This window comes from Bradyrhizobium sp. CSA207, assembly GCF_029051685.1.
GTDB lineage: Bacteria > Pseudomonadota > Alphaproteobacteria > Rhizobiales > Xanthobacteraceae > Bradyrhizobium.
In genome coordinates, this window is sequence record NZ_JAACFT010000043.1 from 1 (window position 1) to 14,375 (window position 14,375).

The following is a 14,375-nucleotide window of genomic DNA, read 5'->3' on the forward strand; positions in this document are numbered from 1 at the left end:
ATCTTGGCAATGTCGTGTTCGACTGGATGGAGCCGGCCCGCGTCGTCAAGGTCGACGTGCTCCAGGACAAGGCGCGCCAGCTCGGCGTGACCTCGGAAGACATCGCCACGACCTTGAACTCCGTGCTCGAGGGCACGCCGGTCACCCAGGTGCGCGACAGTATCTATCTCGTCGACGTCACGGGGCGGGCAACGGCGCTGGAACGTGCGTCCATCAACACGCTGCGCGATCTCCAGTTGACCGGCCTCGGCGGTCAATCCGTTCCGCTCGCCGCCGTGGCCAATCTGCGCTACGAGCTCGAGCAGCCGACGATCTGGTGCCGTGCGCGGATTCCCACGATCACGCTGAAAGCGGGCATCGTCGGCAACGCGCAGCCCAAAACCATTGTCGATCAGCTCGCGCCGAAGGTCGTGGAGTTCAGCAAGGCGCTCCCGGCAGGGTATTCGGTGAAGATCGGCGGCTCCGTGGAAGAGAGTGCCAAGAGCCAGGCGCCGATCGTGGCCGTCGTTCCGCTCATGCTGTTCGTGATGGCCACGGTGCTGATGATCCAGTTGCAGAGCTTTCATCGCTTGTTCCTGGTGTTCGCGGTCGCGCCGCTCGCCGTGATCGGCGTCGTCATGGCGCTGCTGCCGAGCGGTGCTCCGCTCGGCTTCGTTGCCATCCTCGGCGTGCTCGCCCTGATCGGCATCCTGGTGCGCAACTCCGTGATCCTGATCGTGCAGATCGAGGACCTCAGGGAAGAGGGGCGCCCGGCCTGGAACGCTGTGGTGGAGGCGACCGAGCATCGCATGCGGCCGATTCTGCTGACCGCCGCCGCCGCAAGCCTCGCCCTGATTCCGATCGCGCGCGAGATCTTCTGGGGCCCGATGGCCTACGCGATGATGGGCGGCATCATCGTCGGCACGCTGCTGACGCTGCTGTTCCTGCCGGCGCTGTATGTGGCCTGGTTCCGCATTCAGCCTGAGCTCGACCATGAAACATCGGCGGAGGAGCCTGCCGTGCCTGCGCACGACACCCTCCGTCCGGAAGCGCCGATGCCTGAACACGTCTCCGCGTCCAAGCCGACGCCCGTCCTCGAAACACAGTCTTGAGAGAGAAAACACCATGACACGAAAGACACTGATGCTGTCGCTCACCGCGGCGCTCGCAACAATGACGCTGTCGCAGCACGCCGCGTTCGCGCAGTTTCCACCGCCGCCCCCGATGGCGGGCCCTCCGCCGATCGCAGCCGGCGGTCCGCCGCCGCTCGCAGCCGGGGGTCCTCCGGCCTTTGCGGCTCGTCCTCCGGTAGGACTCGGCGCCGCACCGCGTGCCGGCCTTGCTGGCGGGGCGCCTCGTCTCGGTGCCGGACCTGCGGCGCGCGGCGATCTCGCCGGCGTCGGAAGGGGCGGACCGGCGAACGCCACTCGTGCCGCATCGGTCGGCTACGGCCGCTTCGGCGGCTACGGCCGGTACGATGGATCGCGGTACGGCTATCGCGGTGCGTATGCGGCGAGCGCTTACGCCGGAGCCGCTGCGGGCTATGCCTATGGACGCGGCTACTCGTCCGATGGCGACTGCTACTACACCTACACTCGCCACCGCCGCGTTCTGGTCTGCGACTGACAACCACGAAAGTCCGCCATTTTCGTTGCGTCAGCCTGCCGAGCAGATCGGCGCGGCTGACGACTCCGTCGAGGGAAACATCAGCTGCAGCACGCGCATGTGAACGCGGCCATCTTGACTATTTAATAAACTATACGTTATAGTTTATTAAATGACTGGGCCATTAGGGGTCCGGTCGGCCGAACAGGCGCTGGCTGAGCCATCGCAGATCAAGGGCACAGAACCATGAACTTTCAACCTCGAGCAAACCTCGCGACCGCCGACCGGCGTCTGCCGTTCGATTGCGTCGCCCTGCTGCTGCAGGGCGGCGGCGCCTTGGGGGCCTACCAGGGAGGCGTCTACGAGGCCTTGGCCGAAGCCGACATCCATCCCGACTGGATCGCCGGCATTTCGATCGGGGCGATTAATGCCGCGATCATCGCCGGCAATCCGCCGAACGCTCGGGTCGATCGGCTCCGCGAATTTTGGACGCAGGTGACGCTGGACGCGCCGTTCACCGATCTGATGAACAGCGATCACACTCGCAATTTTCTCAATCAGGTGAATGCGGGCTTTGCTGCGGTATTCGGGGCGAACGGATTCTTTTCCGCGCGGCCGTTCGCGCCGTGGCTGCAGGCGGGTGGAACGCTTGCCGCCACCAGCATCTACGACACCAGCGCGCTGAAGACGACGCTGGAGCGTCTCGTCGATTTCGATCGCATCAACGCCGGTCTGACGCGCTTCAGCGCCGGGGCCGTGAACGTGAGGACCGGCAATCTGGTCTATTTCGATACTGCAACCCATACGATCCGGCCCGAGCACATCCTGGCGAGTGGAGCGCTACCGCCGGGGTTTCCGGCGGTCGAAATCGACGGCGAACAGTATTGGGATGGCGGGCTCGTATCCAACACTCCGTTGCAGTGGGTGATCGAGTGCGGGGCCCGTCAGGACACGCTCGTTTTTCAGGTCGATCTCTGGAGCGCGCGCGGCCAGATCCCGAGCAACATGGCGGAAGTGATCACTCGTCAGAAGGAGATCCAATACTCCAGTCGCACGCGGGCGAGCACGGACCAGTTCAAGAGCTTGCACCGGTTGCAGCGAGACCTGGCGGCTCTTTTGAACAGGCTCCCGGAAGACCTGCGCGAGCAGGAGGACGTCAAGCTGCTCAGGACCGCTGCCTCTAACAACGTGCATAGCCTGGTCCACCTGATCTATCGCGCACGGGACTACGAAGGCCACTCCAAGGACTACGAGTTTTCCCGTCTGTCGATGCAGGATCATTGGCGCGCCGGCTATCACGACGCCTTGCGCACCCTTCGGCATCCCGAGGTGCTGGCCCGCCCGACGAGTGCGGACGGCGTCTCCACGTTCGATCTTGAGCACGACGGTCGCGAATAGGCCGGCTCTTCCCAATCACAGGACAATTCAAATGCGCGAGAGTGAAGTCGTGAGGCGTGCGTTCGCCATGCCGCTGACGAATCCGGCATATCCGCCGGGACCGTATCGTTTCGTCGACCGCGAATACCTGATCATCACCTATCGCACCGATCCGGCGAAGCTGCGATCGGTCGTCCCGACTCCGCTCGAACTCGACGAGCACGAAGCGCTGGTCAAGTACGAATTCATCCGCATGCCGGATTCCAACGGTTTCGGCGACTATACCGAGAGCGGCCAGGTCATCCCTGTGTCGTTCCGCGGTCGCAAGGGCGGCTACACCCACTGCATGTTCCTGAACGATGAGGGACCGATCGCGGGCGGCCGGGAGCTCTGGGGCTTTCCGAAAAAGCTCGGCCAGCCGACGTTGCGGACCGAGCTCGATACGCTCATCGGCACGCTCGATTACGGTCCGCTGCGGGTAGCGACCGGCACGATGGGATACAAGCACCACGAAGCCGACCTGGCGCAGGTCAAAGCCGCTCTGCAGGAGCCGAACTTCCTGCTCAAGATCATTCCTCACGTCGACGGCAGCCCGCGGATCTGCGAGCTCGTCGAATATCACCTCGAGCAGCTTGTCCTGAAGGGGGCGTGGACCGGACCCGCCGCTCTCTCCTTGACGCCCCACGCCCTCGCTCCGGTGTCCGATTTGCCGGTGCTCGAGATCGTGTCCGCGGTTCACATCCGCGCAGACCTTACGCTGGGATTGGGCAAGGTCGTTCACGACTATCTGCAGCAGGCGATCCGGCGCCCGGCCGCGAGCTACGAGCGAGCTCTGGTCACCTGATGGACGGCAACGATGAGCTACCTATAGGCCCCGGAAACACCGCGGCGGCGAGCCGCAACACCCTCACAGATCAAACAAGGAAAGGCCAAATGAGTATTCTGAAAGGCAAAGTCGCAGTCGTGACCGGCTCCACCAGCGGCATCGGTCTCGGGTATGCTCGTGCTTTCGCAGGCGCCGGGGCCAACGTCGTGCTCAATGGAATGGGGGCGCCGGCGGATGTCGAGAACGAGCGCTCTGCGATCGAGAGGGATTTTGGCGTGAAGGCTGTCTATTCGCCTGCAGACATGGCCAGCCCGGACCAGATCGCCGAACTCATCACGCTGGGAGAAAGCACCTTCGGCAGCGTCGATGTCCTCGTGAACAATGCCGGCGTCCAGCACGTCGCCCCTGTCGAGGAGTTTCCGGTCGACAAGTGGAATGCGATCATCGGGATCAATTTGTCGTCCGCGTTCCACGCCATCCGTGCAGCCGTGCCCGGCATGAAGAAGCGCTGTTGGGGCCGGATCATCACCACAGCCTCGGCGCATTCGATCGTCGCTTCGCCCTTCAAGTCGGCCTACGTCGCGGCCAAGCACGGCATCGTGGGACTCACCAAGACGGTGGCGCTGGAACTCGCCCGGTCCAAGATCACCTGCAACTGCATCAGCCCCGGATACGTCTGGACGCCGCTGGTGGAGAAGCAGATCCCGAACACGATGGTGGCGCGCAACATGAGGAGGGATCAGGTGATCGGCGAGGTCCTGCTCGCGGCTCAGCCGACGAAGGAATTCGTCACGGTGGAACAGGTGGCTTCCCTGGCGCTGTTCCTGTGCAGCCAGGACGCCGCCCAGATCACCGGCGCCAACCTTTCCGTCGACGGCGGCTGGACGGCCGCATAGCCCGCAGAAAACGTCAGAGACCGAGAGGCGGATCGCGAAAGATTTTTCGCGAACACCTGCGCTAGATCAAGCGACGGTGCTCCGACCTACGATCCCTTAGTACCGAACATCAACAAATCATGTGGAGAGAAGATCATGAACAAGCGACTAATCGCGAGTGTCGTTGGCTGTGCGTGCCTTACCATGGCGACGGCCGCCCAGGCCCGAACCTCTTACGATGGATCCTGGAATCTCCTCTTCGTCACGCAGCGCGGCAGCTGTGATCCGACCTACAGCTTTTCCGTGAACATAGACGACGGATTCGTCACGCATCCCGATCTGGTGAAATTTGCCAGGCACATCGGACGTTCGGGCGCGGTTCACGCGTCGGTTACGGTCCACGACAAATACGCTTCAGGGTCGGGCAGGCTGACGCGAGACGCCGGCCGCGGCATCTGGAGCGGCCACGCAGCAGGCGGGCGCTGCTCGGGATATTGGACCGCGCAACGAAACCAATAGGAAGCAATGTCGGGATTTAGCCGTTGGCGCGGACGTCAGCGACAGGTCGCCCTTTGGCAGGGCGTCCCGTTCGCGGCACAGATCATCGATCTTCGCCCGCATTCGCGCCAACAGCAGCTCCGCCGAAGGGATGCGTGTGCCGACCCTTGTTCTTCATCGCCAGGCCGATGCGCAAGTGACGGCCACGCATGGGCACAACCTGGCTGCGCAAATCTCTGGGGCGAAATATATCGAATAGTCTGGGCCCGACCACCTATTCTGGAGCGGTGAGACCGAAACCGTGCTTGGTGACATCGAGGAGTTTATCACTGGACATCGCGATAGCACTTCGATCGATCTAGAGCGCGTTCTGGCAACGGTCCTATTTACCGACATAGTTGAGTCGACACGCAATGCGGCACAGGTGGGCGACCTGCGTTGGCGTCAGCTCCTCGACAATCACGACCATCTCGCTCGACAAATGGTCGAAAAACATCGCGGAAATCTGGTCAAGAGCACGGGCGACGGCATCCTGGCCAGCTTCGATGGACCTGGCCGCGCGGTCCGATGCGCTTTGTCGTTTGGCACAGCTGCCCAGCAGATTGGTTTGCCGCTACGCGCGGGACTCCACACCGGCGAGATCGAACTACGAGGCCGCGATATAGGTGGCATCGCGGTCCACGCGGCCGCACGAGTCATGGCGCAGTCCGGTTCCAACGAGGTGCTAGTATTACGGGTGGTCACCGACCTGGTCGCCGGGGCGGGTTTGAAATTCGCAGAGCGTGGATCGTTCGAGCTAAAGGGTCTTCCAGGCCGATGGGATCTGTTTGCGGCGAGCGCTTGACGAATGTCTCTTCTTGGGCCCTTCGCGTCAGTCCGCCGTGCGCCTAGTCACGTCCGAAGCTCGGGGCAGACTGACCTCGCCGAGACCGGGTTACACCAGCGCTCTTGACCCAAGACGGAAGTCGGCTGGCCAGGTTTTCTCAAGCGCGCGCCCGCCACAGCGTAACCGCAAGCAATATATAGGCAGCACAAGTCCACAGCGACTGCCAATTGTCCGGCCCTTCGCTAAGCGCCGCATAGATGGCTGCCACCAAGAATACGCCGGCAAATGTCGCTTCCGCCATGGGGCGGATTCCTTTCTTGGAGCGATTGAGCTGCGTCATAGCCGCAAATGGGACCGCCGCCATAGTGAGGGCCGCAAAAGGAAAATCCTTTTCGCGCGGGTCAAACATAAAGCCCAGCGCGGTCTCCGTGCCGATCACGATGGTTACGATCAAGATCGATCCGTGCATGATCGCCAGCCCCGATGGGGTCCTGAAGTCCTTCGGACCCAGCAATTCCAGAAATGTAGGCGGTGCGCGCCCGGACATCAGGGCGTTGGCGCCGAACAGCGGCGAGGCAGTTGCCGCCACCAGAAGTGTGCCCCACAGAAGCCAGCTGCCCGCGTCGTAGCTTTCATAGAGCATCTTTTGAGCGGCCACCCCAAACAGGACTCCGGCGGTGGTTGCCGATATTCCGACCGCAAACCATGAGACGAGCCGGGGCTGCGAGGGCTTCCGGCGCGAGGTCAGCCATGCAGCGCCGAACACCAGGATCGCCAGCGCCATTCCGCTGCTCATTTGCAGTTTCCAGAGCGGATAATTGCTGACGGGGATGCCGGGCGGATATTTCAGTGTGCGCTGCGCGGAATCGAATAAGCCCCACGATCCGCCGACGGTGCCCTCGAACTCATGCTTCCACAATTCATCATACGCCTCGAACAGGTTGACGCGGAAATTCTCGCGCCGGGCAAGATCGAGAACCTCCGAGATCACCCGCGCCTGATTGGTGCGCGACGGTAGCGCCGCATCGCGCATCCGCCCTTCGCTCGGCCAACCTGTTTCTCCGATCAGGATTTCCTTGCCCGGAAACGCCGACGCCACCTGCTTTCGGACGGCGTCGACGTGAGCAGCGGCAGATTTCGCCGGGACTGGGACATTTTCCCAATATGGTAGGATATGAACGGTGACGAAGTCGACGGTGTCATCGAGTTCCCGATAGCGCAACCAGTACTCCCAGACGTCGGAATAGGTGACGGGGACCGGCACTTGTGCCTTGACCGAGCGGATTAAGGCCGCAAGGTCGGAAGGCGTCATCTTCCGATGCAACAGAACCTCGTTGCCGACAACGAGTGCGGTGATGGTTTCCGGATATTGCTGGGCGAGGCGTATGCCCGTGGATATCTGCACCGCGTTCTTCTGTCGGTCCCTCTCGAGCCAAACTCCCTGAATGACTTTCAGCCCCACCTTGGACGCAAGTTCGGGGATCTGATCGAGACCAAGATCAGTCGCATAGGTACGGATACAGTCGGTTATTTTGGCAAGCTGGGCGAGATCTTCCGCGATCTGGTTCCGCGGCACCGATGTAGGCTGCTCGGACGTTTGGTTGTTGCGGAAGGGCGCGTAGGATATGCATTGCAGTTTGGCATTCGGATCGATCGGTGCGCGCGCCAAGTTGATCGGTATGGCCAGCCACCACCACACCGCGGCGATCGCACCTAGGGATATGATAAGAAGCGCCAGAGGCGTGCGAAGCGAAATAGTTCGACCCTCCAACGTAGAGATCGTCGGTCAACCGGCATACTGTCGTGACCCGACAGCAACAGAAATCATCGTCCGCCGGCACCTACTTGACTGTGAAAGCTGCCGCCAGATCGTCCGTGCCGCAAGAGGCGAGTTAAACTTGCAGCAGGCACACAATCATATAGCGGTTCGCAGGAGAGCGACGGGAGGTAGCAGACTATTGAATTATGGCAAGGGTAGCCGCGTGGATGCGTTCGGCGCCACATTGCACGGGGTGGCGATGCGGAAGATGCATCCCGCCATGTTCGAAGTACCCAGCGCACGCTCGCTGCGAAGCAAGTCGAGCTTCACAGCGCGCTCAGATCCTCGGGCACGTCGCCGAACTTCCGGATCACGGTGGCGTCTCCGAAGTCGCCCGTGGCAGGGTCCCCGCTGCGGCTGAACGCGACCGAGCCTAGCATTACAGTTGCCGTTTAGCTTTGAGGTGCGCCCGCCGAGCGATCGCCTGGTGAGCTCTGCGCCAGAGCGACCATGCGATGATGGGGGCGGGTTGGATCCGCTTTCGAGCGAGCCTGATGGCGATGCGCCGAACTTCCTGGATTGACCATCGGATCAATGACGAGGCGGCGATGGTTTTGTTTTTGCCGTGGTTCGGCGTTGCTTTTTTTTGGCCTCGGCGGATTGGCATGATGGCGGATCACCGCCATCATGGCGAAGGCGAGCATTACCATTGACACGTGGCGATGCCAGCCATGCCAGGAACGGCTCTCATTGTGATCGAGCCCGAACTCGTTTTTTTGGCGGTCTCAAAACTGTCCTCGATCGCCCAACGATGGCCTTCGACTGCCACCAGCTTTTCGATGGCTGTTCCTGCCGGGCACCAGGTGGTGAAGAAGGCGAGATCGCCGTCGGCGATGCGGCGACGGATCAGAAGACCGCGTGTCCACAGGCCGTCATTTGCGCTGTTGAACTGCCCGGCATCGAGATCGGCCAGTTCGAGATAGCACCAATCGTGCAGCCTCGGTCCTTTGGTTCCGTCCCCTGCTGACAGGCGTTTCCAGTCGGACGAACGCCGCGTCGAGGCGATGTCCGCGGCGGTGCCGGAGACTAATCGTCGCTTGCCCCAGGATCGGAACACATGAGCGCTGCTGACTCCGAGCGCATAGCCTTTGCCCGCCTGGCGTAGTTGCTGTTCGATGTCGCCGACACCGTAGACGGTGTCGCCAGCAACCCACTCGAATGGGACAGCCGCGGCTATCGCGCGTGCGATCATTCTCGTCGCAAGCTTCGGCTTGGTCGCAAAGCCGGTGTCGGCGGGCACGTACGCGGCTTCCAGGCGATCCGGATCGTCCGTCCATTCCTTCGGAAGATACAGCGCGCGATCGATGAAAGCATGGCCGTGGCGCGAAACGTAGGCAGCGAAGACGCCGATCTGGCAATTGGTGATCTTGCCCGCGGAACCCGTGTATTGCCGCGCCACCCCGCACGACGCCTTGCCCTGCTTGAGAAAGCCGGTCTCGTCGATCACCAGCACCGCATCGTCATCCGCCAAATGCTCGATGACATAGTCGCGAACGATATCGCGCAAAGCATCCGCGTCCCAGTCCCTGCGACCCAGGATCGCCTGTTGCCGCCATGGGCCAGGGTCGCCTGCCGCCTCCGCGCGCATCCATCCAGTCTTGCGTTGCTCATCTCCGAGCAGGCCTTCCAGAAACAAGCCTGCATTCTTCGCAACACGCTCTTGCCCGAACAACGGGCGTATCCGCTTCTTGATCTCACGAAGCGACGCCGCCCACAACGCAAGCGTCTCTTCAATCGACGCTGCCTGCGTCCACGATCTTCGAATCATGGTTGCCCATGGATTCAGAAATCTTCAGAAAGGGCAACTGTAATGCTGGGTTTGCGAGAGAGCGCCTGGGCACGCATCACGGCGGCATTGGCCGAGAAGCACTCCGTCGCCTCGCCGGCAGCGATGCCGTCGTCGGCGGCCACGAAGGGCAGGGCGACGTAGTAGGTGACCTCGGACATCTCAGTCGTACCAATCCTTCCGATCGCGCGGGACGTCGAACCGGCCGCGCGCATAGCCTGCGGAAACCGAAGCCCGAAGCTCCTCGACCTGCGCCTCCAGCTAGCCGTTCGCGACGATGAGTGCCTTGACGGCGTCTCGGGCGTCGCCGCCGCAGGCCGCGATGGCCCGGTCGGCGGCGGCCTCCAGATCGCCCGCGCCCGCCCATGACGTCTCGGCTGCGGCGGACATACGCAATGTTCCCTCTTTGTTCGAGGTGAGTCAAGGCAGACTGCTGCTTCCGCTGGCGCTGCGGAGGGCCGTTAACGATGGATCACGGCGGCACCCGGCGGACTGTCGGAACCAGAGCAATTGAATCGTCTTGAATCCAAGCCGCCCCAAAGGAGTTCTGCGTATCATGGCCCCGCGCGCCAACTGGAAAGGGTTCCTCAGGCTTTCGCTCGTCACCTGTCCGGTCGCGCTTTACCCGGCGACCTCCGAGAGCGAGAAGATCTCGTTCAACCAGCTCAATCGGCAGACCGGCCACCGTATCAAGTACCTCAAGGTCGATGCCGACACGGGCGATGAGGTACCCAACGAGGACATCGTCAAGGGCTACGAGTTCGAGAAGGGTCAGTACATTGAGGTCTCCAAGGAAGAGCTCGAGGAGATCGCGCTGGAGTCGACGCGGACCATCGAGATCGACGATTTCGTCGACCGCAGCGACATCGACCCCCGTTACCTGATCCGCCCCTATTACATCCGTCCAGACGGCAAGGTCGGGCACGATGCCTTCGCGGTGATCCGCGAGACCATCCGCGAGATGGACAAGGTCGCGATCGGCCGCGTGGTGCTGACCAACCGCGAGCACATCATCGCGCTCGAGCCGATGGACAAGGGGCTCGTGGGAACGCTGCTTCGGTACCCCTACGAGGTGCGCTCGGAGCAGGAGTATTTCGACGAGATCCAGGACGTCAAAGTCACGAAGGACATGCTCGATCTGGCCAGGCACATCGTGGACCAGAAGGCTGGATCGTTCGAACCGGAGAAGTTCGAGGACCACTACGAAAGGGCGCTGATCGAGCTCATCAACCAGAAGCGCGCCGGAAAGCCGATCACGCCGAAAGGCAAACCCGCAGCGGCAAACGTTGTCGATCTTATGGAGGCGCTGCGACGCAGCGTCGGCGGGGCGGCGGAGAGCAAGGCTCCGGCCAAGTCAGCCAAGAAGCCACGCAAAGCGGCGGCCGGCCAGAAGGAGATGCTGATGCCGATTAGCGGAAAGAAGCCGGCAAAGGAAACTTCGGCAAAGAAGCCGTCGGCCAAACCGCAGCGTAAGTCGGCCTGAGGCCAGAGTAGGAGAGGCGCATGGACATGAACGAAGCTTCGGCGATGACTGAAGCCTCCGGGCTCGTGAGCGACGGTGAGAGTGCCGAGACGTCTGGAGTGCGCAAGCAGCCGCTTCGGTCGTCTTCGGAGGCGTCTACGATGCGCTGGGCAGATCATCTGCGCGAGATGACGATGAAGGCACCCTTGCAGTCGCTTTTCGTCGCGTTCCTGCTCGGTATCTGGGTCGCGCGCCGGCGATAGGAAGCTTCGAAGCTCGCGCGCTTCACGAGATCCCGCAAGGGCGCGCTCCCCGGGATTATCGAGGTCATGAGCCGACTACGGCGGCCTGACACCAAATTGCCGCCAACTCAGCGGCCGTCTTCGGGCAGGCATTCGGGGCAAGTGTCGCCGATCCCGTCCAGGACCTCCGCTATTGCGACGGCAGCCGCATCTGGCGAGACCCCGACCGGAGGGCGCTGCCGAGCGATGTTGAACGCGCGATCCCGGGCGTGAGGATCGGCACGATCTTGCATCCAACCGTGCTCTTCGCATTCCCGGATTGCACCAGCTTCCAACAACACCGACCGAGCCCAACCTTCGACCGTGCGATAAGCGGGGCGTCGCTCCCGGAACATCAACATCGCGAACTCCATTAACGCGGAAGGAATCGCCATCCAACCCCCGCCGTTCCGGCGCATACCACAGAGCTGGGATTCGCAAATGTGCAGGCTCGACCTTGTCCACCTGTTCCAGTGAGGAGTATGGACAGCTATCGTTCAGATTTCATGAGGTGCCGCGGGAGAACTAGCGCTACATTGATCTGGCGATCGAGGATCTTCGAGGCGAGATCGAAATGTGCAGCGCGAACTCGTCTTCCATTTCAGCTGCGGTATCCTCGTCTCGTGCGTAGACATAGAGTATATCGCCGTCCACTTCGTCGAACCGGACAGCTCGGAAGAGCCGATCGAACCGATCTGCACCGACAATGAGGGCCATTCGCGCGGCTATCGCTTGGTCTTGGACTTCAGTTACAATCATCGCTGGGCGAGCCTAATTTCCGCTGCCGTAATCGATTGAGGACGTGGTCGTTCCCAGCGCCGTCTGCGTGAACACGATCTCCGCTCGAGCGAGCTTGCGAGCAGTATCCTCACGCTGCTCACCTTCGGCAATGCGCCTGATATCCAGACACTGCGCTTTCGAAGTCATTTTGAGCAGAGCGCAAGCGGCGAAACTCGGAGGAGCACTCGTCTGATCCATTGCTGGAGCTCAGGCATCGAGTGTACCGCTTTAGATAGCTATTGATGTCGCTCACTGCCGAGTTATAGGATGAAATCGCGCTGCTGCAGTCAGCTTTGGCGGGCATGGACGCGCAAATTAAAAGGCCTGCTGCAACGACGATCGAGAGAGCTTTGGGCCGCCGCAGCTCGCGACGCTGCTCTCGGTGGACGAAATTCATCTGGCTAAACTCCCGGCGGGCCTTGTGCCACGTCGATCACATGGCGATCGGAGCCAACTGTGATGATGATCGCATAGCTCTTTTGAGCTCCGCCCTGATCGGTGGGCGGAGCGACATGCAGCTGCCCGCCGTACCACTCGCCAGGCATGAGCGTGTTGTCTTTGATGACTGACTGCTCGAGCGCTACCATGTTGCGCTGACCGGCCTCTACGGTTGTGGCAATCATTGCATCGTTTTGAGCGGCGGCGTTGCCCTGCGCGATCGCCGCCGCCGTCGGACTATAGAAGGTGCCAGTCCGGCCGCTCGGCGTTGTGTAGCTGCCGTAGCCAGCCCGGGACGCACCATAGGCGTTCGCGCCGGCGGCTAGTCCGGTTAGGAGGGCCGCCGCAACCTGCCGGTTCTTTTCCTCCTGAACGAGCATCTCGTATGTGACGATCTTCATCTCGAAGTCGGAGCCTGCGGCGTGTTGGATCGCTTCGACTTGCGCCATTCGGAACTCGACTGGCTGCTTGCTAAGATTGTTGATGCCGACAACGAAGACGGGGCGCCCGTTCGCTTGAAGTTGGCGAGACGCCGGGCGGACGAGGACAAGCGAGCTCTTCTGACGAGAGACGAGGGCAGGTTGCCCGTCCCGCATTAATGCCTGCTGTTGTGGATTCGATGCTTTGAAGGAAACAGTATCGCCGGCGGTCATGCAGCCGGCCAACGTGGCGCAAACCGCCACTACCAATAGAACACGCATAATGGAAATCTCTCCAGACCCGGCTCTGATCCAAGCGCAACTAGCACGGGAGAGCAAGTGAAGTGTGCGCGCAGCAGGGCTGCGAGCATCGTCCAAAGGTCAAAGGAGCAGTATCCAGTGCCGCGGCGCAGTCGCGCTGGACGGCTTTTGAGCGAACTTACTAGGGAGCCCCCGCAATTGCTCCAACTGCGAATAGGCGTTTTTCGCCGTCTGAAGTCTCATCGCGGTGCACAAATGGGAAGCCAAGCGCCTGTCAAACTGGGCCGACAAGAATTCAACCGAGAGGATCATTTCCTTTTATCAAGGGCCTGGCCAAATGAACACGTGCCTCGCGATCGCGCGGGGCCGGGCGTTCGGATGGATCGCGGCCGAGCTTGGATTGCAACTCGACGAGATCGGTGAAGACGTCGGCCTGGCGGCGCAGCTCGTCGGCGATCATCGGCGGCTGGCTGGCAATCGTGGAGATCACGGTGACCCGCACGCCGCGGCGCTGCACGGCCTCGACCAGGGAACGGAAGTCGCCGTCACCCGAGAACAGCACCATCTGGTCGATGTGTTCGGCGAGCTCCATGGCGTCGACGGCGAGCTCGATGTCCATGTTGCCCTTGACCTTGCGGCGGCCGGAGGCGTCGATGAATTCCTTGGTCGCTTTGGTGACCACGGTGTAGCCGTTGTAATCGAGCCAGTCGATCAGCGGGCGGATCGAGGAGTATTCCTGATCCTCGATGATCGCGGTGTAGTAGAACGCCCGCAACAACGTTCCGCGGCTCTGAAATTCCTTCAGCAGGCGCTTGTAATCGATGTCGAAGCCGAGAGTTTTGGCCGTCGCGTAGAGATTGGCTCCATCGATGAAGAGCGCGATCTTGTCGGCAGAGGAAGGTGACATTTTGGTCGGGCCTTTGGCGGCGCGAGTCGAGGGCCAGAGCGGCGCAGAACCCGCGCTCGGATAATCCGGGAGCATTCTGAGGAATAGCTACCTAAGATGGTGAGTAGCGCGAACTACCTACTTCAAGCTTCTGCGGCTTGGAACTCAGGCGGGACGCGGCAAGAACATTACAAATCTGGCATACTTTCTGCTTATTGAAACACACCTCCTGTTCGATGGAAATGACTAATCAGGGG

At 61.6% G+C, this 14,375-nt stretch carries 14 protein-coding genes and 2 pseudogenes; 9 read left to right on the top strand and 7 right to left on the bottom strand.

What is annotated here, in order from left to right; all coding sequences use genetic code 11:
• The 6 genes from GWG65_RS34500 to GWG65_RS34525 form a co-directional block, all read left to right on the top strand.
• Positions 1–1,091 (top strand): efflux RND transporter permease subunit (locus GWG65_RS34500; protein ID WP_275199889.1); only part of this gene is annotated, 1,091 nt, incomplete at its 5' end.
• 13 nt (positions 1,092–1,104) lie between these two features.
• Entirely contained in the window at positions 1,105–1,605 is a 501-nt protein-coding gene (locus GWG65_RS34505; RefSeq protein ID WP_275199890.1) for a hypothetical protein, read from the top strand.
• A 225-nt stretch (positions 1,606–1,830) separates the two neighbouring features.
• Entirely contained in the window at positions 1,831–2,982 is a 1,152-nt protein-coding gene (locus GWG65_RS34510; RefSeq protein WP_275199891.1) for a DUF3734 domain-containing protein, read from the top strand.
• Between the two features lie 31 nt (positions 2,983–3,013).
• Positions 3,014–3,805 (top strand): acetoacetate decarboxylase, encoded by a 792-nt coding sequence (locus GWG65_RS34515; protein ID WP_275199892.1) that lies wholly within the window; start codon positions 3,014–3,016, stop codon positions 3,803–3,805.
• A gap of 89 nt (positions 3,806–3,894) precedes the next feature.
• Positions 3,895–4,683 (top strand): 3-hydroxybutyrate dehydrogenase, encoded by a 789-nt coding sequence (locus GWG65_RS34520; protein ID WP_275199893.1) that lies wholly within the window; start codon positions 3,895–3,897, stop codon positions 4,681–4,683.
• 778 nt (positions 4,684–5,461) lie between these two features.
• Positions 5,462–6,004, top strand: coding sequence for an adenylate/guanylate cyclase domain-containing protein (locus tag GWG65_RS34525; RefSeq protein WP_275199894.1), 543 nt, complete (start codon positions 5,462–5,464; stop codon positions 6,002–6,004).
• A gap of 139 nt (positions 6,005–6,143) precedes the next feature.
• On the opposite strand, the gene GWG65_RS34530 is transcribed toward GWG65_RS34525, so the two are convergent.
• The 4 genes and pseudogenes from GWG65_RS34530 to GWG65_RS34545 form a co-directional block, all read right to left on the bottom strand.
• Positions 6,144–7,685, bottom strand: a complete 1,542-nt coding sequence (locus tag GWG65_RS34530) for a glycosyl hydrolase family 17 protein (RefSeq protein WP_275199895.1) — start codon at positions 7,683–7,685, stop codon at positions 6,144–6,146.
• A 698-nt stretch (positions 7,686–8,383) separates the two neighbouring features.
• A pseudogene (locus GWG65_RS34535) lies at positions 8,384–9,573 on the bottom strand (IS701 family transposase); the annotation flags it as partial.
• Between the two features lie 14 nt (positions 9,574–9,587).
• Positions 9,588–9,752, bottom strand: a complete 165-nt coding sequence (locus tag GWG65_RS34540) for a hypothetical protein (protein ID WP_275199942.1) — start codon at positions 9,750–9,752, stop codon at positions 9,588–9,590.
• Position 9,753: 1 nt separating this feature from the next.
• Positions 9,754–9,981 (bottom strand): annotated as a pseudogene (locus GWG65_RS34545) (hypothetical protein).
• Positions 9,982–10,147: 166 nt separating this feature from the next.
• On the opposite strand from GWG65_RS34545, the gene GWG65_RS34550 reads away from it, so the two are divergent.
• Together GWG65_RS34550 and GWG65_RS34555 are read left to right on the top strand one after the other, a co-directional pair.
• Positions 10,148–11,074, top strand: coding sequence for a Ku protein (locus GWG65_RS34550; protein WP_275199896.1), 927 nt, complete (start codon positions 10,148–10,150; stop codon positions 11,072–11,074).
• Positions 11,075–11,094: 20 nt separating this feature from the next.
• The gene (locus GWG65_RS34555; RefSeq protein ID WP_275199897.1) at positions 11,095–11,316 is read left to right on the top strand and encodes a hypothetical protein; all 222 of its coding nucleotides are present in this window, start codon (positions 11,095–11,097) and stop codon (positions 11,314–11,316) included.
• A 107-nt stretch (positions 11,317–11,423) separates the two neighbouring features.
• Here GWG65_RS34555 and GWG65_RS34560 read toward each other — a convergent pair whose 3' ends face one another.
• A complete protein-coding gene (locus tag GWG65_RS34560; RefSeq protein WP_275199939.1) occupies positions 11,424–11,696 on the bottom strand; it encodes a hypothetical protein in 273 nt (90 codons plus the stop codon).
• Positions 11,697–11,910: 214 nt separating this feature from the next.
• Here GWG65_RS34560 and GWG65_RS34565 point away from each other — a divergent pair, with 214 nt between their 5' ends.
• The gene (locus GWG65_RS34565) at positions 11,911–12,132 is read left to right on the top strand and encodes a hypothetical protein (RefSeq protein ID WP_275199898.1); all 222 of its coding nucleotides are present in this window, start codon (positions 11,911–11,913) and stop codon (positions 12,130–12,132) included.
• Between the two features lie 383 nt (positions 12,133–12,515).
• Here GWG65_RS34565 and GWG65_RS34570 read toward each other — a convergent pair whose 3' ends face one another.
• Together GWG65_RS34570 and GWG65_RS34575 are read right to left on the bottom strand one after the other, a co-directional pair.
• The gene (locus GWG65_RS34570; RefSeq protein ID WP_275199899.1) at positions 12,516–13,205 is read right to left on the bottom strand and encodes a hypothetical protein; all 690 of its coding nucleotides are present in this window, start codon (positions 13,203–13,205) and stop codon (positions 12,516–12,518) included.
• 322 nt (positions 13,206–13,527) lie between these two features.
• Complete coding sequence (locus GWG65_RS34575) at positions 13,528–14,139, bottom strand: NYN domain-containing protein (protein WP_275199900.1); 612 nt, start codon at positions 14,137–14,139, stop codon at positions 13,528–13,530.
• Positions 14,140–14,375: the final 236 nt, after the last annotated feature.